Origin of the sequence: Aurantiacibacter gilvus (assembly GCF_038289935.1) — a bacterium.
GTDB classification, from domain to species: domain Bacteria; phylum Pseudomonadota; class Alphaproteobacteria; order Sphingomonadales; family Sphingomonadaceae; genus Alteraurantiacibacter; species Alteraurantiacibacter gilvus.
Genome location: NZ_JBBYHV010000001.1, coordinates 1414294 through 1438542, shown reverse-complemented (window position 1 = coordinate 1438542; position 24249 = coordinate 1414294). Strand labels below are relative to the sequence as shown.

The window sequence follows — 24249 nt, the reverse complement described above, 5'->3', positions numbered from 1 at the left end:
CAGGTGTAAAGTTTACCGACATTTCACACCTCGCCGTTAACCGAACCATACCCGGAAATTCCTCCGGATCTGGTCGGTTGGAGCGATGGTTCGTCTCTTCAAACATTATATCCCGCATGCAGTCCTGCTGCTGGGCCTGATTGATCTCGCGCTGCTGCTGCTGGCAGGCGACCTCGCGTGGAATCTGCGTGCGGTGCAGATCGACATGGATCCGGGGCCGACAGGCGAGCGGGCCCTGCCTGTCGCCGGCTTCGCCGTGACTACGCTTGCGGCCATGATCGCCGTGGGCGTTTTCGGTCCGGAGGCCTTGCGCTCGATGCGCTTTGCCTGCGCGCGGCTGCTTGTGGCGCTCAGCCTGGCGATCCTTGCACTCGCCATGCTCGATTTCGTGCTGCCCGGGCAGACGTACTGGCGGTCCACCCTGCTATACGCCATGGCCATCTCCAGCGTCTTGCTGGTGCTCAACCGCGCGATCGTTGGCGGGCTGCTCGGCACCTCGGCCTTTCGTCGCCGGATCCTGGTGCTGGGCGCCGGACACCGAGCGCAGCGGCTGAAGGAGCTCTCGGCGCAGGACAACAGCGGGTTCATAGTGATTGGCTTCATCGACATGACCGGCGCAACCCCCGTGGTGGCGGAGGCCATCCCGCGTTCGGCCATTCCGGACCTGTCCCGCCACGTGGCGGACCTGGGGGCGACCGAAGTCGTGCTGGCGCTGGAAGAGCGCCGCAATGCCTTGCCGCTGAAGGACCTGCTGCGGATCAAGACGGCAGGCGTGCACGTTAACGAATTCTCCAGCTTCATGGAGCGCGAGACCGGCCGCGTCGATCTCGACACGCTCAACCCCTCGTGGCTGATTTTTTCCGACGGATTTTCCTCGGGCCGCGCGATCTCTTCGGTCGCCAAGCGTGCCTTCGACATCCTTGCCAGCGGCCTGCTGCTGCTGGTGTCCTTCCCGGTGATCGCGCTGTTTGCCCTGATCGTGAAGCTCGACAGCAAGGGGCCGGCCTTCTTCCGCCAGAAGCGGGTGGGCCTCTACGGCCAGACCTTCGAGCTGGTGAAGCTGCGCTCCATGCGCACCGATGCCGAAAAGGACGGCTCCAAGTGGGCCGAGAAGAACGATCCGCGCGTTACCCGCGTGGGTGCATTTATCCGCAAGGTGCGCATCGACGAACTGCCGCAGGTCTGGACCGTGCTGATGGGCCACATGAGCTTTGTCGGCCCGCGCCCCGAAGTGCCCAAGTTCGTCGACGATCTTGAGCAGCAGCTGCCCTATTACGCCGAACGCCATATGGTGAAGCCGGGCATAACCGGCTGGGCGCAGATCAATTATCCCTACGGTGCCAGCATCGAGGATGCGCGGCACAAGCTGGAATACGATCTCTACTACGCCAAGAACTACACGCCCTTCCTTGACCTGCTGATCATGCTGCAGACGCTGCGCGTGGTGCTGTGGCCGGAGGGTGCGCGGTGATGACCTCGGTGTGGGATTTTGCAGGTTACCTGAGCTACCTCGTCACGGCCTGTGCCGCCGTGGCCCTGGCGCTGTGGCTGGTTACCAGCCAGCGCGCGCAGGGTCCGGCGATCAGTGCGGCCGCTGCAGCGCTGTTCTGCGCCGCGCTCTGGGCCTTCTCGGTGATCGGTATGGGGCAGGACGCCTTTGCCACCCGGGTCCTGATGATCGCCAGCAACCTTGCCTGGTTGTGGATGCTCTATCGCCTGTTTTCGCACGATGACCGTGACAAGAAACTGGGGCCGATCCGGCCGGTGGTCTTTGCCCTGGGCTTTGTCGAACTGATGCAGGTCGCCCTGATCGTCGCGCGCATCCGGTACGGCGGGGCGGAGGAAGCCGAACTTCTGGTGATACGCTTTGCCGCCACCTTCCGCCTGCTGTTCTGCATCGGTGCACTGGTATTGCTGCATAACCTCTATGCCGGCGCTGCCACGCAGGCCCGGCAGAGCTTGCGCTGGCCGACAGCAGCCTTGGGCCTCCTGTGGCTCTACGACCTCAATCTCTACACCGTCGCCTATCTCGACAGCGCCATGCCGGTGCTGCTTGAAGGCCTGCGCAGCCTCGCCCTGGCCGTGGCTGTCCTGCTGCTGGCACTGGGCACCCTTCGCAACGAGGCCGAGCTGCGCTTCCGCCCCTCGCGCAGCTTCACATTCCAGTCGTTTTCGCTGTTGCTGATCGGTGCCTACCTGGTGGTGATGGTCGTGATCGCGCAGGGCCTGGCCTATGTCGGCAGCGACTATGGCCGCATGCTGCAATCCGGCTTTGTCCTGCTTGCGAGCGCCATCGCGCTGACCATCCTGCCTTCGAAGAAGCTTCGTGGCTGGCTGCGGGTGACCCTGTCCAAGAACCTGTTCCAGCACCGTTACGACTACCGCGCCGAATGGTTGCGGTTCACCGACACCATCGGCCGTGCTGGCCCTCAGGCGGCACCTCTTCCCGAACGCGCCGTGCAGGCCGTGGCGGACATTACGGACAGCCCTGGCGGCCTCCTCCTCACGCCGGGTGAGGAAGGTGGCCTTGCACTGGAAGCGCGCTGGCAGTGGCCGACGCTGGAAGTTCCAGCGGAAGCGATCGATGCGCTTGGTGCCAAGTTCCTCGAAGACAGCCAGTTCATTGTCGATCTCGACCATGTGCGGTCCGGAGATGCGGAGGGTGTTCCGGCCGTGGCGACACCCGAATGGCTGTTGGCCGAGGAAAGCAGCTGGGCCCTTGTCCCGCTGCTGCACTACGAACGCCTGCTGGGCGTGGTCGTGCTCAAACGGCCCAGTGTCGCCCGACGGCTGGATTGGGAAGACTTCGACGTGCTGCGCGTGATCGGGCGCCAGTTGGCGAGCTATCTTGCCGAACGGCACAGCCAGGACGCGCTGGGAGAGGCGCAACGGTTCGACGAGTTCAACCGCCGCATCGCCTTCGTCATGCACGATATCAAGAACCTTGCCAGCCAGCTCTCGCTGCTGGCCAAGAATGCCGAGAAACACGCCGAGAAGCCTGAATTCCGTGCGGACATGATCCTGACGCTGCGCAATTCGACCGACAAGCTCCAGGCACTGCTTGCGCGACTTGGCCGTTATGGCAGTCATGGCGGCAAGGAACGCGAGCCGCTGCAGCTGGACGAACTGCTGGACCGCGTGGTGGCCCAATATCGTGGCAAGCACGAAATCGTCTTCCTCCAGCGCGAAGCCTGCAAGGTGAAGGCCGATGCAGAGGGCCTGGAGCAGGCCCTGGTGCACCTGGTGCAGAACGCCATCGAAGCGAGCCCGGAAGATGCGCCGGTGTTCGTTGGCCTGCGCACCGATCCCGGCAGCGCGATTGTCGAGGTGATAGACTCCGGCGAGGGCATGAGTCCGGAGTTCATCCGCACCCGCCTGTTCAAGCCGTTCCATTCGTCCAAGCCCGGTGGCTTCGGTATCGGAGCCTTCGAAGCGCGCGAACTGGTGCGTGCCATGGGTGGCCGGATGGACGTCGAATCCCGCGAAGGGCTGGGCACGCGTTTCATCGTGCGGCTGCCCTTCAGTGAAACAGCGGACCTGCTCCGCACCATGCAAGAAAATGACCGCAAGGCGGCAAAGGCCAGTGAGGTTGCATAATGGCTAACGACAAACCCAAGTTGCTGATCGTCGAGGACGACGAGGGCCTGCAGGCCCAGCTCAAGTGGGCGTACGAGGACTTCGACGTCATCATCGCCGGAGATCGCGATTCCGCGATTGCGGCGCTGCGTTCCGAGGAACCGCCGGTGGTGACGCTGGATCTCGGCCTGCCGCCGGACCCGGACGGCACGACCGAAGGCTTTGCCGTGCTCGATGCGATCATGGCGCTGAAGCCCGATACCAAGGTAATCGTCGCTTCCGGACACGGGGCCCGCGAGAGCGCGCTAAACGCTATCGAACGGGGCGCTTACGATTTCTACCAGAAGCCGGTCGATATCGACCAGCTGGGCCTGATCGTCCGCCGGGCGCTCAACCTGCACCACATCGAGGAAGAGAACCGCCGTCTCGCAAGCAAGGCGGACGAGGGCAACACCGTGCTGGGTGGCCTGATTACCTCGGCACCCGAAATGGTGAAGGTTGCCCGCACGATTGAGCGGGTCGCCAATACCAATATCTCGGTCATGTTGCTGGGCGCCAGCGGCACCGGCAAGGAACTGCTGGCACGCGGCGTGCACGAGGCGAGCAGCCGCAAGAACGGCAACTTCGTGGCTATCAACTGCGCCGCGATCCCGGAGAACCTGCTCGAAAGCGAGCTGTTCGGGCACGAGAAGGGCGCCTTCACGGGCGCCGTGAAGACCACCGAAGGCAAGATCGAGATGGCCAACGGTGGTACGCTGTTCCTCGACGAGGTCGGCGACATCCCGCTGCCCCTGCAGGTCAAGCTGTTGCGCTTCCTGCAGGAACGCACCATCGAACGCATCGGCGGCCGCAGTTCGATCCCGGTCGACACCCGTATCGTCTGCGCCACGCACCAGGACCTCGAGAGCATGATCGCCGACGGGCGCTTCCGCGAAGACCTGTTCTATCGGCTTGCCGAAGTCGTGGTGAAGATTCCCTCGCTGGCCGAGCGCCCGGGTGACGCCGTGCTACTGGCCAAGGTCTTCCTCAAGCGCTTTGCCGAGGAGATGAACCCTGCGGTGACCGGCTTTGCTCCCGATGCGCTCTCCACCATCGATGGCTGGGCCTGGCCGGGCAATGTCCGCGAACTGGAGAACCGCGTGAAGCGGGCGGTGATCATGGCCGAAGGCAAGCTGGTCGGGGCAGAAGACCTCGACATGGGCGACGGCGAAGAGGAAGAGCCCGGCGTGCTAAACCTCAAGAGCGCGCGCGAGCAGTCGGACCGCAAGGTGATCCGCCATGCGCTGGCGCGGACGGAGGGCAATATCTCCAGCACGGCCAAGATGCTGGGGATCAGCCGCCCGACGCTCTACGACCTGCTCAAGCAATACGACTTGCAGACCTGATCCGCTGCGGGCAGAGCCGCGCGCAATGATCGCGCGCATGGGGGCCCTGTTCGATCCGCTGGTGCGGCTGCTGCTGCTGGCGATCCTGCTCGCCAGCTTGCTGCCGGTGACGGGTGAGGGTCGCGCCATAGCGCGGCTGGTGTCCGATGGCGGCGTGTTCCTGCTCTTCCTGCTCAACGGCCTGCGTTTGCCGCGCGAGCAGGTGCTGCACGGCGTCCGCAACCTGCGCTACCTGTTGCCGCTCGTGCTGTTCGTCTTCGGCGGCATGGCCTTTGCCTCGCTTGCTGCCAGCGGCCTGGCGGCGGTGCAGCTGCCCGCCAGCGTGGCGCTGGGCTTCATCTTCCTCGGCGTACTGCCGTCCACCGTCCAGTCGGCCACCGCCTACAGCTCCATCGCCGGGGGGAACATCTCGCTCTCGGTCGTGGGGGCGGCGGTGCTCAACATCCTCGGCGTGTTCATCACCGCGCCGCTGATCGGATTGCTGGCGAGCAGCGACATGCCGGGGATCGATCTCGGCGGGCTGGAACGGATCGCGCTGATCCTGCTGCTGCCTTTCGTTCTGGGCCAGTTGTTCCAGGGCTGGCTGGGTCCGCTGGTGAGCGAGCGGCGCAAGCTGTTCGGCTGGATGGACAGGATCGTGATTTCCATCGCCGTCTACGTCGCCTTCTCGGGCGCGGTGGAGCAAGGCTTGTGGACGCTGATCTCGCTCGCTGAATGGGGTGTGCTGCTCAGCCTCGTGGGCGCCATGCTGGCCTTTGGCTTCTTCGGCGCCTGGTGGCTGGGCGGCCTGCTTCGGCTCGACATCCCCAGCCGCGTGTCATTCCTCTTCGCCGGGGCGCAGAAGAGCATCGCCATGGGCGCGCCGCTGGCAAGCGTGCTGTTCGCGCCGGAAGTGGCCGGGCTCGTGCTGTTGCCGGTGCTGGTCTACCACCTCTTGCAGATGGTAATCTCCGCGCCCTTGGCGGCGCGTTTCAGCCGTGCGGAAGGTTAGCCTTTTCGGGATGGATCTTGTTGTGGCGGACTGACCACCACAAAGACAGTCCGATCAGCGCCGCTCCGATCAGGCCGGTGATCGTTTCGGGGATGTGGAACTTGGCTGACGCCAGCATGATCCCGCCTAGCACGATGATCGCCCAGAACGCGCCGTTCTCGAGGAAGCGGTACTGCGCCAGCGTGCCTTTCTCGACGAGGTGGATCGTCATGGAGCGCACGAACATGGCACCGATCGACAGGCCCAGTGCGATCACGATCATATTGTTCGACAGCGCAAAGGCACCGATCACCCCGTCAAAGCTGAAGCTGGCGTCGAGCACGTTGAGGTAGAGGAAGCCGCCAAGCCCGCTCTTCACGACGGCACCGGCCAGCCGCTTCTTCTCTTCGTGCAGTTCGAGGATCGTGTTGATCCCTTCGACGGCGATGAAGGTGACGAGGCCGAGGATACCGGCGATCAGGAAGGTGAGCGCCTCGGCAGGGTCGAGAAGGGTGGAGATACCCCAGAGCACCAGCAAGAGGAGGGCGATTTCTGCCGCGGGAAGGGCGGCAAACCGCGACAGCCATTCCTCGATCTTGGCGATCCAGTGGATGTCCTTTTCGCGGTCGAAAAAGAACTTCAGGCCAACCATGGCGAGGAAGGCGCCGCCGAAGCCGGCAATCCCGACATGGGCCGAGCTGACGATACGTTCGTACTCGCGCGGATCGTTGAGCGACAGGTCGATGGTCTCCATCGGGCCGAGCCCGGCCGCGATGGCAACGATGGCAAGCGGAAAGACCACGCGCATGCCGAAGACGGCGAAAGCAATGCCCCAGGTCAGGAAGCGTCGCTGCCATACCTTGTCCATGTTCTTGAGCACCGAGGCGTTGACCACGGCGTTGTCGAAGCTGAGCGAGATTTCCAGCACCGAGAGCACGGCGATGATCCACAGCATCGATGCCGTGCCACGGATGGTGCCGGTACTGGCCCATCCGTACCAGGCGCCAAGGCCGAGGCAGATCAGCGTGAAAACGAACGAAAAGCCGTAGAAGCGGCGAAGGGTTTGCATCGAGTGTGGGCCTACTTTGGCTGGTAGAGCTGGTCGGGACCGGGGAAGCTGCGTTCGCGCACTTCGCTGGCGTATTTTTCCGCGGTGGCGGAGATGGTCGTGGCGATATCCTCGTACCGCTTCACGAAGCGCGGGACGCGTTCGAACATACCCAGCATGTCGTCTGTCACCAGCACCTGGCCGTCGCACCTGGCCGATGCGCCAATGCCGATGGTGGGGCAGGCAACCGCCTTGGTCACGGCAATGGCGATGGGTTCGACCACGCCTTCCACGACGATGGCGAAGGCCCCGGCGGCTTCGAGTGCCTTGGCATCACCGACGATCTTGTCGGCTTCGGCATCGCTGCGGCCGCGCGCGGCATAGCCGCCCAGCACGTTCACCGCTTGCGGGGTCAGGCCGACATGCCCCATTACCGGGATGCCGCGCTGGACGAGGAATTCGACGGTTTCGGCCATGGCCTCGCCGCCTTCGAGCTTCACCGCCGCTGCCCCGCTGGCCTTCAGCAAGGTTGCAGCCGCCTCGAATGCCGCCTGCGGGCTGGCCTCGTAGGCACCGAAAGGCATGTCGACCACGACCACCGAATGGTACGATCCGCGCACCACGGCCGCGGCGTGGTTGGCCATCATGTCCATGGTGACGGGAATGGTGGAGGGCAGGCCGTAGATCACCTGTCCCAGCGAATCCCCCACCAGCAGCAGGTCGCAATGCGGATCGAGCAGCTGCGCCTGCCGCGCCGTGTAGGCGGTGAGCATGACAATCGGCTCTTCGGTCACGCCGTCCACCTTGCGCGCCCGGATCTTCGGCACCGTCAGGCGTCGCATCGGTGCAGGCGTGGGATTGGCGCGACTGGTGGACGTGTCGAGCTGGAAGGTCGTGGACATGGGGTTTTCCTTGGGGGCCGTGGGCCTAGCGATCAAGCCGTTCGATCAATTCTTCGGTGTAGTCGTACAATGCCGCGCCCGAGGTCTGGTTTCTATCGAGCCTGCCGATGGCGCGTTCAGCCCAATGCAGGGCACGTTCGTCATTGCGCCGCACATCGTCACCGCGTGCCAGCATGCCGGCCCAGATCGCCTGTGCCGTGGGGTATTCGTGTCGCGCGGCGCGCTCGCAATGCTCCGCCACCCCGTCGAATTCGAGCGTCTCGTAGTGCATTTCGCACAGCCAGCGGTCGGCATCGACATCGCCGTCATCGGCCAGCGCTCGCAGCCGCCGTTCGGCATTTCCGCGTTCGCCTTCGCCATATCGACCCAGGGCATAGGTGGCATAGACGTGGCCGGCATCGGATGCCTGGCGGAACAGGTCGACTGCCCGCGCCGTGTCTGTCTCGCCCAGCGAGCCATTGAGCAAGGCAAAGCCCAGCTGCGACTTGGCCTTGGCGTAGCCGCTTTCCGATGCCTCCGTCAGCAAGGCGCGAGCCCGGGGCAAGTCCGTCTGGTCCGGCAGCATGAGCATGTAGGCGAGCGAGGTCATGCCGGCGACATTCCCCTGCGCCGCGGAGCGTTCGAACCAGTCGAAGGCGGCCTGCTGGTTCGGCGCGATCCCCACGCCATGCTGCAGTGCCAGCCCGAGTATATATTGCGCCATCGCGTCGCCCGCTTCTGCAGCGGCCAGAATTTCCTCGATCGTGGGTTCGCCGATGACACGGCGAACAAGCACACGTCCGTCGGTAACCGCGATCTCGTCCAGGTCGGGCAGGTCGATCACTGGAGCAGCCACGGCCTGTTCGGCGGCCCCTCGTGCGCGGGCCGGGCTCGCAGTCGCCGCAGGGCCGGCTGGCTCTGCATCGACTTCAGCACTCAGCGAGGCAAGGTCCTGCGCATCCACAATGTAGAAGTTGGGCGTGCCGCTGATGTAGATCGCGGGATACTGCGCACCGCCAGGATCCATGTCGCGGGTGCGCTCGATGACGTCTTCGCTCAGCCTGCCATAGAAATCGAACAGGGCAAGGCCCGGAACCGCGAGATTGCTGGCCACGGCATCGGCAAACGGGCTGAGCGGGGAATCGATCGGCGCCTCGTCATAGGCTGGACGTCCCTCGCCGGTGGAGAAGATCACCGCGCCGCCGGGCAGTTCCACCTTGCCGAGGTTCGAGACGGTTCCTTCCGCAGTCGCATTGGTCACGGTGTCGAAATGCACGTGCGGGTTCGCGGTGCGACAGGCGTCCAGCATGAACAGCGAGAAACCCTCGGCTGCGCCCAGCGCATAGCGCAGGTTCTCGATATCGATGAAGTTGGTGCGCAACTCGTTGGTGCTGGAGCGTACCGGTGCATTGGCGGGTACCAGGAACTGCTGGCCGCCGTACTGGAAGCCGTGCCCGGCGAAATAGGCGATAGCCGAAGGTGCGCCATCTGCGGCCAGGTGGAAGTCCACGACCCGCTCGTCGATTTCTGCCCATTCCGGATCGCGCAGTACGGTGACGCGGTAACCTGCCTGCTTCAGCATCGAACAGACCAACTCGACATCGCGCACCGCATTGTCGAGCGGAGACCATCCCCCATCGTCGGCCGCGGCATAGTCGGAAACCCCGATCAGCAGGCCGACCCCCCGGTCTCCGCTGCCCTGGGGTTCGGAACCGGGAGCGCACTCGGCCCGTGCCGGATGGGCGGTTGCTGCGACAAGTGTGATCAAGGGCAGAATCAATCGGATCATCGCGCTTGGATAGACCCTCGCTTCGGGTCATGGCAACGTATCGGACGTGGACGTTGGCCTAGGGGCCCTCGACGTGCGCGCAAATTCGTTGCATTACGCCACGACTTCGGGACCGCAGAGGGAAGATATCATGGCACTTTCGCAATCGGGATCGACCAGGGACCACTGGTCGTCGCGTAGCGCATTCATTTTGGCAGCCATTGGTTCCGCTGTTGGTCTGGGTAACTTGTGGCGCTTTCCCGCGGAGGCAGGTGCCAATGGCGGCGGTGCTTTCGTGCTGTTCTATATCGGTTGCGTGGTGCTGATCGGCCTGCCGATCCTGCTCTCGGAAACCCTGATCGGCCGTCACGGCCAGGCTTCCGCGCCCGAAAGCGTGCGCCGTGTGGCCAGCGCCAGCCGCGCCAGCCCGCACTGGGACATTCTCGCCAGCATGGGCGTGCTCGCGGCCTTCCTGATCCTCAGCTTCTACTGCGTCGTGGGCGGCTGGGTGCTCTATTACATCGGCGTTTTCTTCGTCGACATCTTCAATAGCGGGATTTCGGGCGGAGCTTTCACCGACCAGTCGGCAGAGCAGATCGAAAGCCTGTTCCCGACAATGATCGGCAGCGCCGGGTGGACCGTCGGCCTCGACGCACTGTTCCTCGGCATTACGCTCTACTTCGTTGCGCGCGGCGTGAGCGGAGGTATCGAGTTCGTCGCCAAGTGGCTGATGCCGGCCTTCTTCGTCCTGCTGATCCTCATCACGGTTTATGGTGCCTTCGGCGGTGCCTTCAACCAGACGCTGGAATACCTGTTCACCTTCGAGCCGGAAAAGCTCACCGGACCGATAATGCTCGCAGCCCTCGGGCAGGCCTTCTTCTCGCTCTCGCTGGGTGTGGCGGGCATGATTACCTACGGCAGCTATGTCGGCCGCAACGTCAACCTGGCCAGCACGTCGGCGCTGATCAGCGGGGCTGATACCGCGGTCGCCCTGATCGCCGGCCTGTGCATCTTCCCCATCGTGTTCTCGGCCGGTCTTTCCGTCAGCGCCGGGCCGGGGCTGATGTTCCAGACCCTGCCGCATGCCTTCCAGGAAATGCCGTTCGGGTCGGTGGTAGGCTTGGCCTTCTTCGTCATGGTTGGGTTTGCCGCTCTCACCAGTTCTGTGGCCCTGCTGGAAGTGCCGGTGGCGTGGATGATCGACAAGTTCCGCGTCGTGCGCGTGTTCAGCGCGATCATCGTCGGTTTCGGTGCGCTGGTGCTGGGCGCGCTTGCCGCGTTGTCGTTCAATGTGCTGTCCGACTGGCACCCGCTGGATTTCATCCCCATTTTCGAAGGGCAGGGCTTTTTCGATGTGCTCGACGGGCTGACGGCAAAGTTCTTCATGCCTATCGGGGCGATCCTCACCGCGCTGTTCATCGGCTGGGTGGCTGATCGCAAGCTGGTGGATATCGAGAACGGCCTCGGCGGGGCGCTGCACCTGACCTGGCTGGCGCTGGTGCGCTTTGTCTGTCCGATCGCCTTGGCTGCCATCCTGGTTGTCGGTTTGCTGCCCGAAGAGGAGCCAGCGGAAGCTCCCGATGCTGCCGAGCAGGTGGAAGCGGAATAGCAAAAGGGCCGCCACCCGGTTGCGGATAGCGGCCCCTTTCGGGCGGTTTCGGTAGGATCAGAGCACGACTTCGGCGTGCTCCTCCTTGGCTTCCTCGCGGCTGTCGAATCCCAGCAGCATCTTGGCATTGTCGAAGAAGCCCATGTCGCTGTTCCAGATTTCGGCCTGGCCCAGGTCCATGCGCAGCATCAACAGCCGGGGATCGTCCTTGCCGTCGAACCATGCCTCGATCATCGGGCTCCAGTGCTGTTCCAGCCGCTCACGGCTGGTTTCTTCGGTGAGCCGTCCGGAGAATCGGGCGAACATGTCGTGGTCCTTGCCCGCGAAAGTCGCGGTGGCCGGTCCCATGCGGGCGAGGCCATGGTCGCGGCTGGTGAAGAACCAGATCGCGCTATCGGCGTCCTTGTCCAGTTGCGCGGTCATCGGCACGGCCTTTTCAGGCGCGCTGTCCAGCTGCAGGAACAGGTAGGGGCTGTCGGCCAGGGCGGTCCAGAAGCGGTTCTTGAGTTCGTCGGGGGTGCTCATTTTCTGTCTCCTTTACCTAACCAATGGATTGGGGAGGGGGGAAGTTCCGGACTTGCCCTGAAGCCCGCATCGGAACATAAAAGGAACACAGGAGTCGATTCGGTATGGATACCAGCACACTGCTCAAGGCAGGTCAGCTGGCCGGTCGTGCTGCCAGCAACCCCCGTTGGCAGCCGGGCCTGCCGCTAGCGCTGCACAGCGAGATATTTGCCCCCGCCGCAGAGGCGAGCGGGGCCGGTGCGGCGCTGGCCTTCGCGCGCCAGGTGCTGGACGGGACGGACAGCGCCACGCTGGAGGAGCGCAGTGTGCTGTGGGTGCAGGATACCCGCGCGATCCGGCTGGGCGGGCGGCCTTACCGCGCGGGACTGCCTGAGGGATTGCGTCACCGCGTGGTCCATGTCGCCGCCAAGACGCCCGAGGACGCGCTGTTCGCCATGGAGGAGGGGCTGCGCTGCCGTGACCTTGCCGCCGTGGTGGGAGAGATTGCGGGCAATCCCAAGGCGCTCGACTTCACCGCCTCGCGCCGCCTCAGCCTGACGGCGGAGAAGCACGGCGTACCATTGCTACTGGTGCGGCTCGATGCCGCGCCGGACCTCAGCTCGGCGCGCATGCGCTGGCGGCTGGCTTCTGCCCCCAGTTCCCCGCCGCGCTGGAACGTGGCCGCGCCGGGCCGTGCCGTCTGGCAGGCCGAGCTGTTCCGTGCCCGCTCCCACTTGCCCGGAGAATGGATCCTGCGCGATGAGCCCGACCGCCTCACCGCCCAGCGCATCGCCAGCCCCGCCGCGCCGGATCATGGCGATCTGGTGCGCGCAGCTGGCGCTTGATCGCTGGCGGCACTCCGAAGACTGCACGCCCGGGGAAGGGCCTGACGCCGCTCCGCTGGCGCTGATCATCGAGACCGCGCATGGTCCGCGGGTGGAAGCGCCCAACCATGCCGCGCGCGCGGAAGGCGTGGCGAAAGGCATGATGCTGGCCGACGCGCGCACACTTTGCCCTGCGCTCGACGTGCGTCCGGCAGACCCGGCGGGTGACCTCGCCTTCCTCGAACGGCTGGCGATCTGGGCACAGCGCTGGGGGCCGTGGAGCGCGATCGACCCGCCTGACGGCGTACTGGTGGACGTGACCGCCGTTGCCCACCTGTTCGGCGGCGAGGCGCGGTTGCTGGCGGACGTCGCCGCCCGCTGCGCGGCGCGCGGGCTGGAGGTGCGAAGCGCCATTGCGCCGACTGCCGGGGCCGCATGGGCGCTGGCCCATTTCGCCGCTGACAGCACTATCCTTGCCAGCGACGACGATGCCATGGCGCGGCTGGCGGACCTGCCGGTGGCGGCGCTGCGGCTCGACAACGACGTGCTGCTGGTGCTGCGCCGCCTCGGCCTCAAGCGGCTGCACGACCTTGCCGATATCGAGGAGGGCCGCGCCGGGCGGGACAAGCTGCAGCGCCGCTTCCGCACCCGCCGCTCGCCCTCGGCCAATCCGCTGATCCGGCTCGACCAGCTGCTGGGCCGCGTGCCCGAACCGCTGCTGCCGGTGGTCCCCGTCGCCATGCCCATGGTGCAGCGCCGCCTGATGGAGCCGATCCGTCACCGCGAACTGCTCGACCAGGTGGTGGCAGACCTCGCCGCTAACATGGCCCGCGCGCTGGAGGCGAGGGGCGAGGGAGCGCGCCGCCTGCAACTGGGCATGTGGCGCGTCGATGGCGAGGTGCTGCTGCGCGACCTCGAACTGGCCGCCGCCACCCGCGATGCCGCGCACGTGTGCCGCCTGTTTGCCGACCGGCTCGACGATGTCGACGCAGGCTTCGGCATCGAGATGCTGCGATTGCGTGCAAACTGGTCCGAACCGCTCAAGCTGGGACAGGCGGACCTTGAAGCTGCGGCGGAGAGCCACGGCACCTCGCTCGCCGCCTGTATCGACCGGCTGACCACGCGGCTGGGCAAGGCGGCGGTGCAGCGCCCGGTCCCGCGCGCCAGCCACATTCCCGAACGCGCGCAGGGCTGGCAGCCGCCGCTGGAGCCCGAATCCGCGAGCCAGGGCGAGCTGGCTTTCCACACACGGCCCCTGAAGCTGCTCGACCGGCCCGAACGCATATCCGTGCTCTACGCCGCGCCCGAAGGCTATCCGCGCCGCTTCCGCTGGCGGGGAGAGGTCTGCGAAGTCACCCGTGTCGAGGGCCCGGAGCGGATTGCGCCGGAATGGTGGCGCGAACGCGGCTCCACCCGCCTGCGTGACTACTACCGCGTGGAGGACGATCACGGCCGCCGTTACTGGATCTACCGCAACGGGTTGCCGGATGACGGGCGCGGGGGGATGCCGGACTGGTTCTTGCAGGGGCTGTTCGGGTGAATTCCCGACCTCAGCCCGCTGCCTCTTTCGCCTTCGCCCGCCGGTTGCGCTGAACTATGTTGAGGATCTCGACGCCGACCGAGAAACCCATGGCGACGTAGACATAGCCCTTGGGCACGTGGACGCCGAAGCCGTCGGCGATCAGCACCAGTCCGATCATCACCAGGAAAGCCAGCGCCAGCATCACCAGCGTCGGGTTCTTCTCGATGAAGCGCGCCAACGGGTCTGCCGCGACCAGCATGATCCCGACGGTGATTATGACTGCGGTCACCATGATCGGAATGACGTCGGTCATGCCCACGGCAGTAAGGATCGAATCGACCGAGAAGACCAGGTCGATGGCAATGATCTGCACGATAACCCCGCCGAAGGTCGCCGTGGCTGCGGCGCCGATCCCAGGAGTCTTGTCGAGCAGGTCGCCGGAATTGTCCTCCGGCTCCATCGAATGGTGGATTTCCTTGGTCGCCTTCCACAACAGGAACAGCCCGCCCGCCAACAGGATCAGATCGCGGCCGGAAAAGGCAGTCTCGAAGGTCGGCTCGCCGTAGGGGCCGGGATCGCCCGACAACCCGAGGTCGAACAGCGGCGTCTGCAAGGTCACCAGCCAGCCGATCAGCAGTAGCAGCGCGATGCGCATGATCAGCGCCAGCGCCAGCCCGATGCGCCGGGCGCGCTGTTGCTGGTGCACCGGAAGCTTGTTCGAAAGGATGGCGATGAAGATGAGGTTGTCGATCCCCAGCACCACTTCCAGCGCGATCAGGGTGAGCAGGGCGAGCCAGGTGGCCGGGTCGGAAAGCAGGGCGACGATATCCATTCGCAAGAGATGCCGGAGCGCCCGTCTTCACTCAAGGGGCAACATGGCCCTTATCAGCAGCCAACCCCCACCGGCCGTTCGCCATTGATCGCTACCCGGTGCATGATGCGGCGGTGGCCGTGATAGTCGTTCAGCGCGTAGTGCAGCGTCGCGCGGTTGTCCCAGAAGGCCACGTCGCCCGCCTGCCAGCGCCAGCGGCAGGTGAACGGCTCGCGCGTTGCCTGGTACATCAGGTAGTCGATCAGCGGCTTGCTCTCTTCCTCGGTCATGTCCTTGAAGCGCGGGGTGTAGGCCCCGCTGACGTAGAACAGCTTGCGCCCGCTTTCCGGGTGCACGCGCACCAGCGGGTGTTCGACCTCGTAATGCGCGGCCTCGGTCGGCGAGGACTTCATCGAGCTGTCCTTGCTCCAGTCCATCGACTTGGTGCCGTAGATCAGCGCGGGGGTGTGGACGACCACCAGTGGGTCGATCATCGCGCGCATGCCCGGCGAAAGGTCTTCGTAGGCGATGTAGAGGTTCGACCACAGCGTATCGCCGCCCACCGGCGGAACTTCCTTGGCATAGAGGATCGAGCCCAGCGGCGGTTCGGGCAGGTAGGTCACGTCGCCGTGCCAGGCCCCGCCGAAATTGCGCGTGTCGGTGGGTTCCTGCCGTACCTCGATGATGTCGGGATACTCATCCATTCCCTTCACCTGGTCGTGCTGGTTGAGCGTGCCGAACCGCCTGGCGAAGGCGAGGTGCTGTTCGGGCGTCATCTCCTGCCCGCGGAAGAAGATCACCTGGTAGTCGATCAGCGCGCGGCGGATCTCGGCAATGGTCTCGTCATCGAGGTCCTGCGACAGGTCCACCCCTTCGATCACCGCCCCCAGTGCACCCGAATAGGGCGTGGCGGTGAAGCGGGTGTAATCGCCCGCGGCGACCTGCGGGCTGATCCGGCGTCCGGCGATAACGGTCATGCTAGTTGCTCCTTCTTGCGGGCGGGTCCGACATGGCGGTCAATGATGAAGGCGGCGGCAAAAACCATCACGGCAATGGCTGACAGGGTTCCGAAGTACCAGACGAAGCTGCCTTCGCCGCCGAGGTTGATCAGCGTGCCGCCGTAGAAAACCATGGCGATGGCAAAGATCCGGCCGGCGGCAAGGATGAAGCCGATCCCGCCGGAGCGGCAACTGGCCGGATAGCCGTGGGCCATGACCACGTAGAACAGGGTGATCATCATGCTGACGAGGCCCACCGCGAGCCCTTCAAGCAGGACGATGGCGGTGACTTCACCCGCTGTGGGCAGGCCGTCGAGGCCTTCGACCACGACCCCCAGCACGACGATATTGGCAAGGATCGCGGCAGCGCCGCCAAGGATCACCGCCTTCGATCCGAATGTCCGCGCCAGCAGGCCCGCGCTCAGTCCGCCGACGATCGACAGGTTGCCCTGCCAGAAGCTCGCCCGCACCGCCTGTTCCAGCGTGAACCCGGCCGTCGTCAGCAGTTCCGGCGTCCAGTTGAGCAGGCCGTAGACCAGCGTCGTCGCCGCCGAGAAGCTGATGACCATGGCAATGTTGAGTCGCAGGTTGCTGCGATGGAAGGTGCCGATCCGCTCGCCGGGCGCGGCAGCGTCACTGCTTTCGGTTTCGGGTAGCAGCTCGATTGCGGGGTCGATCACCAGCGCGGCGTTCTTCTGCGCGCGTTCCCTGTTGCCTCGGGCCAGCAGGAAGCCCGGCGGCTCACGCAGGATGAGGATAACGATGACGGCGAGGGCAACCGATCCGCCCGCGAAGATCAGGAAGGCGCCGCGCCAGCCATATTCGGGCAGCAGCAGCGGGATCACCGCCGCGCTGATCGAGATGCCCACGGGGATGCCGATCGACAGCAGCGAGATGGAATGCGGGCGCCACTTCTCGTTCACCCAGTCGCTCACCAGTGCCAGGGCGTTGGGATAGGCGGCACCGAAGCCCAGTCCGCCCAGCGCGCGCACGGCGGCCATTTCCCATACGCTGTTGGTATAGGCCGCCGCCGCGGTCGAGGCACTGAAGATCAGGCAGGCGATGAAGAGCGATTTGAGCCGGCCCAGCCGGTCACCCAGCATGCCGCCGAAAAACGATCCGAAACCCATGCCGAACAGCGATGCTGCCAGAGCAGGCCCGAAATCCGCGCGGTCTATGCCCCATTCCTCAAGGATGACCGGTGTGACGAGCGACAGCGATTGCAGGTCGATCCCGTCGATCACCAGCAGCATCAGCCCGAAGGCGATGACGAGCACCTGGAACGGACGCAGCGGCACGTCCGCCATTGCGGCACTGAAGGTCTTCTGGGTCACCTCTCATGTCCTCCCGTGCCGGGTCTGGGCCCGGCTTGGAGGGGAGTGTGTCACTTGCAGAGGCGCGCGTCTACTCGGTTTCGCGGGGCGGTTTCAGCCGACGAAGCGGGTGGGCGGGGCGCTGCCTCCGCCTGCGTCACCGCCTGCCGGGTGTACCAGTCGCGGACCGGCGGGGGCTGCTTCGGCAAGATCCTGTACAGCCTTGGCGGAAATGGGCCGGTCGAACTGCACACCGCACATGCCCGGCTTGGTCCAGATCACATGGCAATAGGCCTCGTGCAGGTCCCAGTCGAGAATGGCGCTGGCACCTTTGGCGGGCGGGCTGTCGGTGACGAATCGGGCGCCGTCGGTAGAGATGTCGTAGAGGCGGCCCTGTCGTTCGCCGCTGGGCATGGCCAGGGTGGCGAAGCAATCGACACGGGTTCTGGGCTTGGCTCGCTGTTCGGTCACCGATACCGGTTTTGCGCTGCCGAACAGTTTCATCGCGATGTCCCCTTGTTGTTATTCGCCTTGCCTGCCCGCTGGTTGGTTAAGCTCGCCACAATGCGGAAGGTTAACTTCCATTTGCCGTACCTGCTGGCCCTTGGGTGTCTTGGCTTGGCCTGAGTAAGAACATATATAGAACACATGCCCGACGCGCCGCTTACACCCGACAAGCGCACGATCAGGCTCGACCCCGATGCGGTCGAGCCGCCTGTACGCGCGCCGTTCGTCGAGCTGGGGCTGGTGAGCTGTTTCAGCTTCCTGCGCGGGGCTTCCGATGCGGTGGACCTGGTACTGACCGCGCGTCAGTTGGGCTATGACGCCATCGGGATTGCCGATGCCAATTCGATGGCCGGCGTGGTGCGCATTCACAGCGAGGCGAAAACGCTCAAGCTGCGCCCGGTGATCGGCTGCCGGATCGAGACGGTGGAGGGGCTGGCCTTCCTCGCTTACCCGGTGGACCGGGCGGCTTACGGGCGATTGTGCCAGCTGGTCTCTGCCGGGCGCATGGGTAGGCTCGACGGCGGATGGCAGGACAAGGGCGTATGCGAGATCTCGCTGGAGATGCTCGCTGCCTACGGGGAAGGCGTGGAACTGGTGCTGCTGCCCCCGCGCGACCTTGCCGCGCAGTTCACCGTGCCGGGCTGGGCGAGCAACGTGGTGGCGCTGGATGGCGGTACGCGCGAAGGCTTGGCCAGCGGTGACCTGTCCGACCTGCTGCCGCATCTCGTCGCCGGCCTTGCGGGCCTGCACCATGTCGCTGCCAGCTATCTCTACGCGGGTGACGACATTGCCCGGATCGACCGGCTCGACGCCCTGGCGCGGGCCAACGGGCTGAAACTGCTCGCTACCAACGACGTGCACTATCACGCGCCGGATCGCCGTCCCTTGCAGGACGTCATGACCGCGATCCGTCACAAGACCACGGTGGCAAGGGCAGGGCACCTGCTGCACGCCAATGCCGAACGCCACCTCAAGGGCCCCGAGGCGATGGTGCGGCTGTTCACCCGCTGGCCGCACGCGATTACCGCGGCGCGCGCGCTGGCCGACATGTGCTGCTTCAGCCTCGACGAGCTGCGCTACGAGTATCCGGAGGAGATCTATCCCGAAGGAATGGGGCCGCAGGAATACCTCGAGGCCGAGACCTGGAAGGGCGCGGCGCGGCGTTATCCGTCCGGCGTGCCCGATTCGGTGCGGGTCACCTTGCGGCGCGAGCTGGACCTGATCGGCAAGCTGGGCCTCGCGCGCTACTTCCTCACCATCAAGGATGTGGTCGATTTCGCGCGCGGGCAGGAACCGCCGATCCTGTGCCAGGGACGCGGCTCGGCGGCCAATTCGGCGGTCTGCTATTGCCTCGAGATCACCAGTGTCGATCCGGCCAAGCACCAGCTGCTGTTCGACCGCTTCATCTCCGAAGACCGCAACGAGCCGCCCGATATCGACGTCGATTTCGAGCACGAGCGACGCGAGGAGGTGATCCAGTACCTCTACCGCAAATATGGCCGCCATCGCGCCGGGCTCTGCGCCACGGTGATCCACTACCGGCCGCGCATGGCCGTGCGCGAGGTGGGCAAGGTGATGGGCCTGTCGGAAGACGTCACCTCTGCGCTTGCCCGCACCGTCTGGGGCTCCATGGGGCGCGAGATCGGTGCCAAGCACGTCAGCGAGATCGGCATGGACCTGGCCGATCCGCACCTCAAGCGCGTGCTCAAGCTGACCGAGCAGATGATCGGCATGCCCCGCCACCTGGGCCAGCATGTCGGCGGCTTCATCCTGACGCAGGGCGCGCTGACCGAGACCGTGCCGATCGGCAACGGCGCCATGCCCGACCGCACCTTCATCGAGTGGGACAAGGACGACATAGACGCGCTCGGCATCCTCAAGGTCGACGTGCTGGCGCTGGGCATGCTCACCTGCATCCGCAAGTGCCTCGACCTGCTGGAGGACCACCACGACCGCCGGCTGACGCTGGCCACGGTCCCGCGCGAGGACCCGGAGACCTACGAGATGCTGCGGAAGGGCGATTCGCTGGGTGTGTTCCAGGTCGAGAGCCGGGCGCAGATGAACATGTTGCCGCGCCTGCGCCCGCGCGAGTTCTATGACCTCGTCATCCAGGTCGCCATCGTGCGGCCGGGGCCGATCCAGGGCGACATGGTGCACCCCTACCTCAAGCGCCGCCGCGGGGCGGAGCAGGTGCTGCTGCCCGCGCCGTCACCCGAACACGGGCCCCCGGACGAGCTGTCCTCTATCCTCGAGCGCACGTTGGGCGTGCCGATCTTCCAGGAGCAGGCGATGAAGATCGCACTCGACGCGGCGAAGTTCTCCGGCGCCGAGGCCAATCGCCTGCGCAAGGCCATGGCGACCTTCCGCAGCCGCGGCATGGTGCACGAATTGCAGGAGCTGATGGTGGGGCGCATGATTTCGCGCGGCTACGACCCCGACTTTGCCGAACGCTGCTTCAACCAGATCAAGGGCTTTGGCGAATACGGCTTCCCGGAGAGCCACGCCGCCAGCTTCGCGCACCTCGTCTACGTCTCCAGCTGGCTGAAGTGCCACTTCCCCGCCGCCTTCGCCTGCGGCCTGCTCAACTCGCAGCCGATGGGCTTTTACGCCCCTGCGCAGATCGTCCGCGACGCGCGCGAGCACGGGGTGGAGGTGCTGCCGGTGGACGTGAACCATTCGGACTGGGACTGCACGCTGGAGGACAGTCGTCATCCCGGACTTGATCCGGGATCGCCGTCAGCCAGTGGTGAACGGTTGGAGAGAGATCCTGACTTTCGTCAGGATGACGAGGCAGGCCGTCTCGATCGCCATGTCGCCCTGCGCCTTGGCCTGCGGCAGGTCGATGGCCTGCCCGAACACGTCGCCGCATCGCTGGTGGCGGCGCGGCAGGCGGAGGGGCCTTTTGCCGACGTTGCCGAACTGCGCGAGCGGGCGCGGATACCGGTCAGTCATGTGGAGCGGCTCGCCAGCGCCGATGCCTGCACCTCGCTGGGCCTGTCGCGGCGGCAGGCGCTATGGGACGCGCGCAGCCTGGTCGGCGCGCCGGACCTGCCGCTGTTCGCCCATGCCGAGGAGCGTGACGAGGGCGCGGAGCAGGGCAGGGCCGTGCTGCCGAAGATGCCGCTGAGCGAGGAGGTGGTGGCGGACTACCAGACCACGCGGCTCAGCCTGAAGGCGCACCCGATGGCCTTCCTGCGAGCCAGCCTGGCCGAGCGCGGCTTCGTGCGCGCCGCTGACCTGCGCGACCGCAAATTCCGCTCCATGGTGCAGGTGTCGGGCGTCGTGCTGATCCGCCAGCGCCCCGGCAGCGCCAAGGGCGTGTGCTTCATCACGCTGGAGGACGAGACGGGCGTGGCCAACGTGGTCGTCTGGCCGGACCTGATGGAGCGGCAGCGCCGCGTGATCATGGGATCGCGACTGGTCGAGGTGCGTGGCCGGGTGGAATACGATGACGAGGTGATCCACGTTATCGCCCACCACATGCGCGATGCCACGGACGAGCTGCACCGCCTGTCCGACGACCTTCTGCATGCCCCCGTCGCGCGGGCCGACCACGTCAAGCATCCGCTGCCGCCGGGTCGCCATCTCACCAGCCTGACCAGTGCGGAACGGGAGGCGAAGGTTATCCGCCCGCGCGACATGATCGACGACATGTCCAACATGCGCGGTCATCCGCGCAATGTCAGGGTTATTCCCAAGTCGCGTGATTTCCACTGAACGCCCGGCAGGAAAGATCTGCGTCAGACAAACGAAAACCCCCGCCGAAGCGGGGGTCTAGGTATTGGTAGTGATCAGCCTGTTACGGGCTGGTCGGCAAAGGTTCGTCCTGGTCGTCTTCAATGAGGACCACGACAGCAGCTGCTGCAGCAGCGCCCAGCAGCACGATCAGGATCGCGCCTGCGCCACCATCTTCGTCACTGCCCAACTGCTCACCCTGGGTGGTCGGCGCAGCAGCACGTTCCAACGAAGTGTCGGCAGCGGCAGATACGGTCGTACCGGCGATCAGGGCGGCGGCAATGGAGCTTGCAATAATCTTTTTCATCATATTCCTCGAATTTTCGGAGGCTTGTTTACTTGCGACGGGTTTAACGCACGTGCGTCATTAAGTGAAGCGCAAAAGGGTAAAATTGTTCCAAAGCGAGCGCACTTTGCGATGAGTCGTTGCATTTCGATCACAAGAAAATCGCCGGATTTCCGCGCTTTTCACCGCAAGTGGTCAATAAACAAAATTTTGGTGCATTGCAGCACAAATCGCTGCTGCGACCTAGACCGGCTCCAGCGCATAACCCGCCGAGCGCACCGTACGGATGGGATCGCGGGCGTTCTCGATAGCGATGGCCTTGCGCAAACGGCGGATATGCACGTCTACCGTGCGCTCCTCGATTTCGCTGCCCGTACCCCAGACCGCGTCAAGCAGTTGTCCGCGTGAGAATACCCGGCGCGGATGCTCCATGAAGAACTTGATCAGCCGATATTCGGTCGGGCCGATCTGCAGCTGGCGTCCCCGGCGTTCGACCCGGTGAGCGACGGGATCCAGCTTCATGTCGCCGGCTTCGATCGTTTCGCCGGCAAGGGCAGGGCGCACGCGGCGCAGAACGGCGGCAACGCGGGCCAGCAGTTCGCGCGGGGAGAAAGGCTTGGTGAGGTAGTCGTCAGCACCGGTTTCCAGCCCGCGAACCCGGTCGTCCTCGGCCTCGCGCGCGGTCAGCATGATGATGGGGACGTGCGCGGTCGCCTTGTCGCGGCGCAGGCGGCGACAGACCTCGATGCCGCTGGTGCCTTCGATCATCCAGTCGAGGATTACCAGGTCCGGCGCGTCCTCCGCCGCCATCATCAGGGCCTCGTCCCCGTCCGCCGTTATGCGGACATCGTAGCCTTCGTTCTCGAACCGGTATTCGAGCAGTTCGGCCAGGGCGATATCGTCCTCGACAAGGAGCAGCTTGGGCGTCGACATGAAATTTGTACCTTTGGCAAAGGCGCGCGAATCCGCGCCGTGACCCAGCCAATATTTCACTCATGTGTCAGAATTGTTGCAACCCCGGCCTCGGAATCACCCGTTCCGCTCAGCGTTCGATATCGTTCGGATAGGTGCCGGTCGCAGCGTAGTGGACCATCTCGGCAACATTGGTCGCATGGTCGCCGATCCGCTCCAGGTTGCGGGCTACGAACAGCAGCTGGGCTGCACTCGAAATGGTGGCAGGATTCTCCACCATGTGGCTGACGAGGTTGCGGAAAATGCTGTCGTAGAAGGCATCGACCTTGTCGTCACGCTCGATGACTTCGCGTGCCACGATGGGATCGCGCGCGGCATAGGCGGTGAGCACGTCGTGCACCATCTCCGCTGCAAGTTCGCCCATGGCTGGAAGCAGGGTCAGCGGTTCGAAGCGGCTGCGGCCCTCGATCCGGCCAACACGCTTGGCGATGTTCTTGGCATAGTCGCCGATGCGCTCCACCACGCCGCCGATCTTCAGCGCCGCGACGATTTCGCGCAGGTCGTCGGCCATCGGCGCGCGCAGGGCGAGCACGCGCACGGCCATGGCGTCGACTTCGGTTTCGAGCGCATCGAGCTTGGCGTCGCGTTCGACGACCTCTGCGGCCAGTTCCTTGTCGCCACGCACAAGGGCGTCGAGCGATTGCTGGATCGCGACTTCGGCAAGGCCGCCCATCTCGGCGATCAGGCCGCGCAGACGGGTGATGTCTTCATCAAAGGCTTTGACTGTATGTTCGGCCATTAGCCATACCTTCCGGTGATGTAATCCTGCGTGCGCTTCTTACGCGGATTGGTGAAAATGTCTGAGGTAAGTCCGTATTCTACCATGCTGCCAAGGTGGAAAAAGGCCGTGCGTTGCGAGACGCGCGCAGCCTGCTGCATCGAGTGGGTGACGATCACGATACCATAACGGCCGCGCAGTTCGTCGATCAGTTCCTCGATCTTGGCCGTGGCGATGGGATCGAGCGCCGAGCAGGGTTCGTCCATCAGGATGACTTCCGGCTCCACGGCGATGGCGCGGGCGATACACAGGCGCTGCTGCTGGCCGCCTGACAGGGCCGTGCCCGAATCTTCGAGTCGATCCTTCACTTCTTCCCACAGCCCGGCACGGCGCAGGCTCTTTTCGACGATCTCGTCGATGTCAGTCTTGCTCTCGACCAAGCCGTGTATCCGGGGGCCGTAGGCAATGTTCTCGTAGATCGACTTGGGGAACGGGTTGGGCTTCTGGAACACCATGCCGACGCGGGCACGCAGCTGCACCACATCCATGCCGCTGGCGTAGATATCCTCGCCGTCCAGTTCGATGCAGCCGGTCACCCTGGCCGAAGGGATGGTGTCGTTCATGCGGTTCAGCGCGCGCAGGAAGGTCGACTTGCCGCAGCCCGAAGGGCCGATGAAGGCGGTCACGAATTCGGTATGAATGTCGATCGAAACGCTGTCGATGGCCTTCTTGTCGCTGTAGAACACGTCGACATCGCGGGCGCGCATCTTCGGCTCGCCGACATCGATGGTCTCGTGTTCGAGCGACTTGCCCGACGGGTTG

20 protein-coding genes are annotated in these 24249 nt (G+C 65.0%); 8 read left to right on the top strand and 12 right to left on the bottom strand.

Annotation, left to right across the window (positions count from 1 at the left end):
- The first annotated feature begins 85 nt into the window (after nt 1–85).
- Genes AAEO60_RS07055 through AAEO60_RS07040 form a run of 4 tightly spaced genes read left to right on the top strand, consistent with a single transcriptional unit; the run spans nt 86 to nt 5952 of the window.
- Nucleotides 86–1471, top strand: a complete 1386-nt coding sequence (locus AAEO60_RS07055; protein WP_341672944.1) for a TIGR03013 family XrtA/PEP-CTERM system glycosyltransferase — start codon at nt 86–88, stop codon at nt 1469–1471.
- Nucleotides 1471–3597 (top strand): XrtA/PEP-CTERM system histidine kinase PrsK, encoded by a 2127-nt coding sequence (gene prsK, locus AAEO60_RS07050; protein ID WP_341672943.1) that lies wholly within the window; start codon nt 1471–1473, stop codon nt 3595–3597. Before AAEO60_RS07055 ends, prsK begins: the two co-directional genes overlap by 1 nt.
- Nucleotides 3597–4961, top strand: coding sequence for a PEP-CTERM-box response regulator transcription factor (gene prsR / locus AAEO60_RS07045; RefSeq protein ID WP_341672942.1), 1365 nt, complete (start codon nt 3597–3599; stop codon nt 4959–4961). Before prsK ends, prsR begins: the two co-directional genes overlap by 1 nt.
- A gap of 25 nt (nt 4962–4986) precedes the next feature.
- Nucleotides 4987–5952 carry a bile acid:sodium symporter gene (locus tag AAEO60_RS07040; protein WP_341672941.1) on the top strand — a complete coding sequence of 322 codons (966 nt, stop codon included), beginning with the start codon at nt 4987–4989 and terminating at the stop codon, nt 5950–5952.
- Here the strand turns inward: AAEO60_RS07040 and AAEO60_RS07035 are convergent.
- Genes AAEO60_RS07035 through AAEO60_RS07025 form a run of 3 tightly spaced genes read right to left on the bottom strand, consistent with a single transcriptional unit; the run spans nt 5933 to nt 9649 of the window.
- Entirely contained in the window at nt 5933–7000 is a 1068-nt protein-coding gene (locus AAEO60_RS07035; RefSeq protein WP_341672940.1) for a DUF475 domain-containing protein, read from the bottom strand. The two genes, AAEO60_RS07040 and AAEO60_RS07035, sit on opposite strands and share 20 nt — an antisense overlap.
- 11 nt (nt 7001–7011) lie before the next feature.
- A complete protein-coding gene (panB, locus tag AAEO60_RS07030; RefSeq protein WP_341672939.1) occupies nt 7012–7881 on the bottom strand; it encodes a 3-methyl-2-oxobutanoate hydroxymethyltransferase in 870 nt (289 codons plus the stop codon).
- A gap of 25 nt (nt 7882–7906) precedes the next feature.
- Entirely contained in the window at nt 7907–9649 is a 1743-nt protein-coding gene (locus tag AAEO60_RS07025) for a caspase family protein (RefSeq protein ID WP_341672938.1), read from the bottom strand.
- A gap of 130 nt (nt 9650–9779) precedes the next feature.
- On the opposite strand from AAEO60_RS07025, the gene AAEO60_RS07020 reads away from it, so the two are divergent.
- The gene (locus AAEO60_RS07020) at nt 9780–11237 is read left to right on the top strand and encodes a sodium-dependent transporter (protein ID WP_341672937.1); all 1458 of its coding nucleotides are present in this window, start codon (nt 9780–9782) and stop codon (nt 11235–11237) included.
- Between the two features lie 57 nt (nt 11238–11294).
- Here the strand turns inward: AAEO60_RS07020 and AAEO60_RS07015 are convergent, their stop codons facing one another.
- The gene (locus AAEO60_RS07015; RefSeq protein ID WP_341672936.1) at nt 11295–11762 is read right to left on the bottom strand and encodes a pyridoxamine 5'-phosphate oxidase family protein; all 468 of its coding nucleotides are present in this window, start codon (nt 11760–11762) and stop codon (nt 11295–11297) included.
- A 104-nt stretch (nt 11763–11866) separates the two neighbouring features.
- On the opposite strand from AAEO60_RS07015, the gene AAEO60_RS07010 reads away from it, so the two are divergent.
- Both AAEO60_RS07010 and AAEO60_RS07005 read left to right on the top strand, forming a co-directional pair.
- The gene (locus AAEO60_RS07010; protein WP_341672935.1) at nt 11867–12586 is read left to right on the top strand and encodes an ImuA family protein; all 720 of its coding nucleotides are present in this window, start codon (nt 11867–11869) and stop codon (nt 12584–12586) included.
- On the top strand, nt 12501–14105 hold the full coding sequence (locus tag AAEO60_RS07005) for a DUF6504 family protein (RefSeq protein WP_341672934.1): 1605 nt from the start codon (nt 12501–12503) through the stop codon (nt 14103–14105). Before AAEO60_RS07010 ends, AAEO60_RS07005 begins: the two co-directional genes overlap by 86 nt.
- A gap of 10 nt (nt 14106–14115) precedes the next feature.
- Here the strand turns inward: AAEO60_RS07005 and AAEO60_RS07000 are convergent, their stop codons facing one another.
- The 4 genes from AAEO60_RS07000 to AAEO60_RS06985 form a co-directional block, all read right to left on the bottom strand.
- Nucleotides 14116–14919, bottom strand: coding sequence for a TerC family protein (locus tag AAEO60_RS07000; protein ID WP_341672933.1), 804 nt, complete (start codon nt 14917–14919; stop codon nt 14116–14118).
- Nucleotides 14920–14972: 53 nt separating this feature from the next.
- Nucleotides 14973–15875 carry a TauD/TfdA dioxygenase family protein gene (locus AAEO60_RS06995; protein WP_341672932.1) on the bottom strand — a complete coding sequence of 301 codons (903 nt, stop codon included), beginning with the start codon at nt 15873–15875 and terminating at the stop codon, nt 14973–14975.
- Nucleotides 15872–17230, bottom strand: coding sequence for an MFS transporter (locus tag AAEO60_RS06990; protein WP_341672931.1), 1359 nt, complete (start codon nt 17228–17230; stop codon nt 15872–15874). The genes AAEO60_RS06995 and AAEO60_RS06990 overlap by 4 nt, the downstream gene beginning before the upstream one ends.
- Before the next feature lie 93 nt (nt 17231–17323).
- Complete coding sequence (locus tag AAEO60_RS06985) at nt 17324–17713, bottom strand: PilZ domain-containing protein (RefSeq protein ID WP_341672930.1); 390 nt, start codon at nt 17711–17713, stop codon at nt 17324–17326.
- A 144-nt stretch (nt 17714–17857) separates the two neighbouring features.
- On the opposite strand from AAEO60_RS06985, the gene AAEO60_RS06980 reads away from it, so the two are divergent.
- Nucleotides 17858–21433 (top strand): error-prone DNA polymerase, encoded by a 3576-nt coding sequence (locus AAEO60_RS06980; protein ID WP_341672929.1) that lies wholly within the window; start codon nt 17858–17860, stop codon nt 21431–21433.
- 82 nt (nt 21434–21515) lie between these two features.
- Here the strand turns inward: AAEO60_RS06980 and AAEO60_RS06975 are convergent, their stop codons facing one another.
- From AAEO60_RS06975 to pstB, 4 genes are all read right to left on the bottom strand, one after another.
- Nucleotides 21516–21758 carry a hypothetical protein gene (locus AAEO60_RS06975; protein ID WP_341672928.1) on the bottom strand — a complete coding sequence of 81 codons (243 nt, stop codon included), beginning with the start codon at nt 21756–21758 and terminating at the stop codon, nt 21516–21518.
- 222 nt (nt 21759–21980) lie between these two features.
- Nucleotides 21981–22670, bottom strand: coding sequence for a phosphate regulon transcriptional regulator PhoB (gene phoB / locus AAEO60_RS06970; protein ID WP_341672927.1), 690 nt, complete (start codon nt 22668–22670; stop codon nt 21981–21983).
- 109 nt (nt 22671–22779) lie between these two features.
- Nucleotides 22780–23448 carry a phosphate signaling complex protein PhoU gene (phoU, locus tag AAEO60_RS06965; RefSeq protein ID WP_341672926.1) on the bottom strand — a complete coding sequence of 223 codons (669 nt, stop codon included), beginning with the start codon at nt 23446–23448 and terminating at the stop codon, nt 22780–22782.
- The gene (pstB, locus tag AAEO60_RS06960; protein WP_341673556.1) at nt 23448–24194 is read right to left on the bottom strand and encodes a phosphate ABC transporter ATP-binding protein PstB; all 747 of its coding nucleotides are present in this window, start codon (nt 24192–24194) and stop codon (nt 23448–23450) included. Before pstB ends, phoU begins: the two co-directional genes overlap by 1 nt.
- Nucleotides 24195–24249 lie beyond the last annotated feature (55 nt).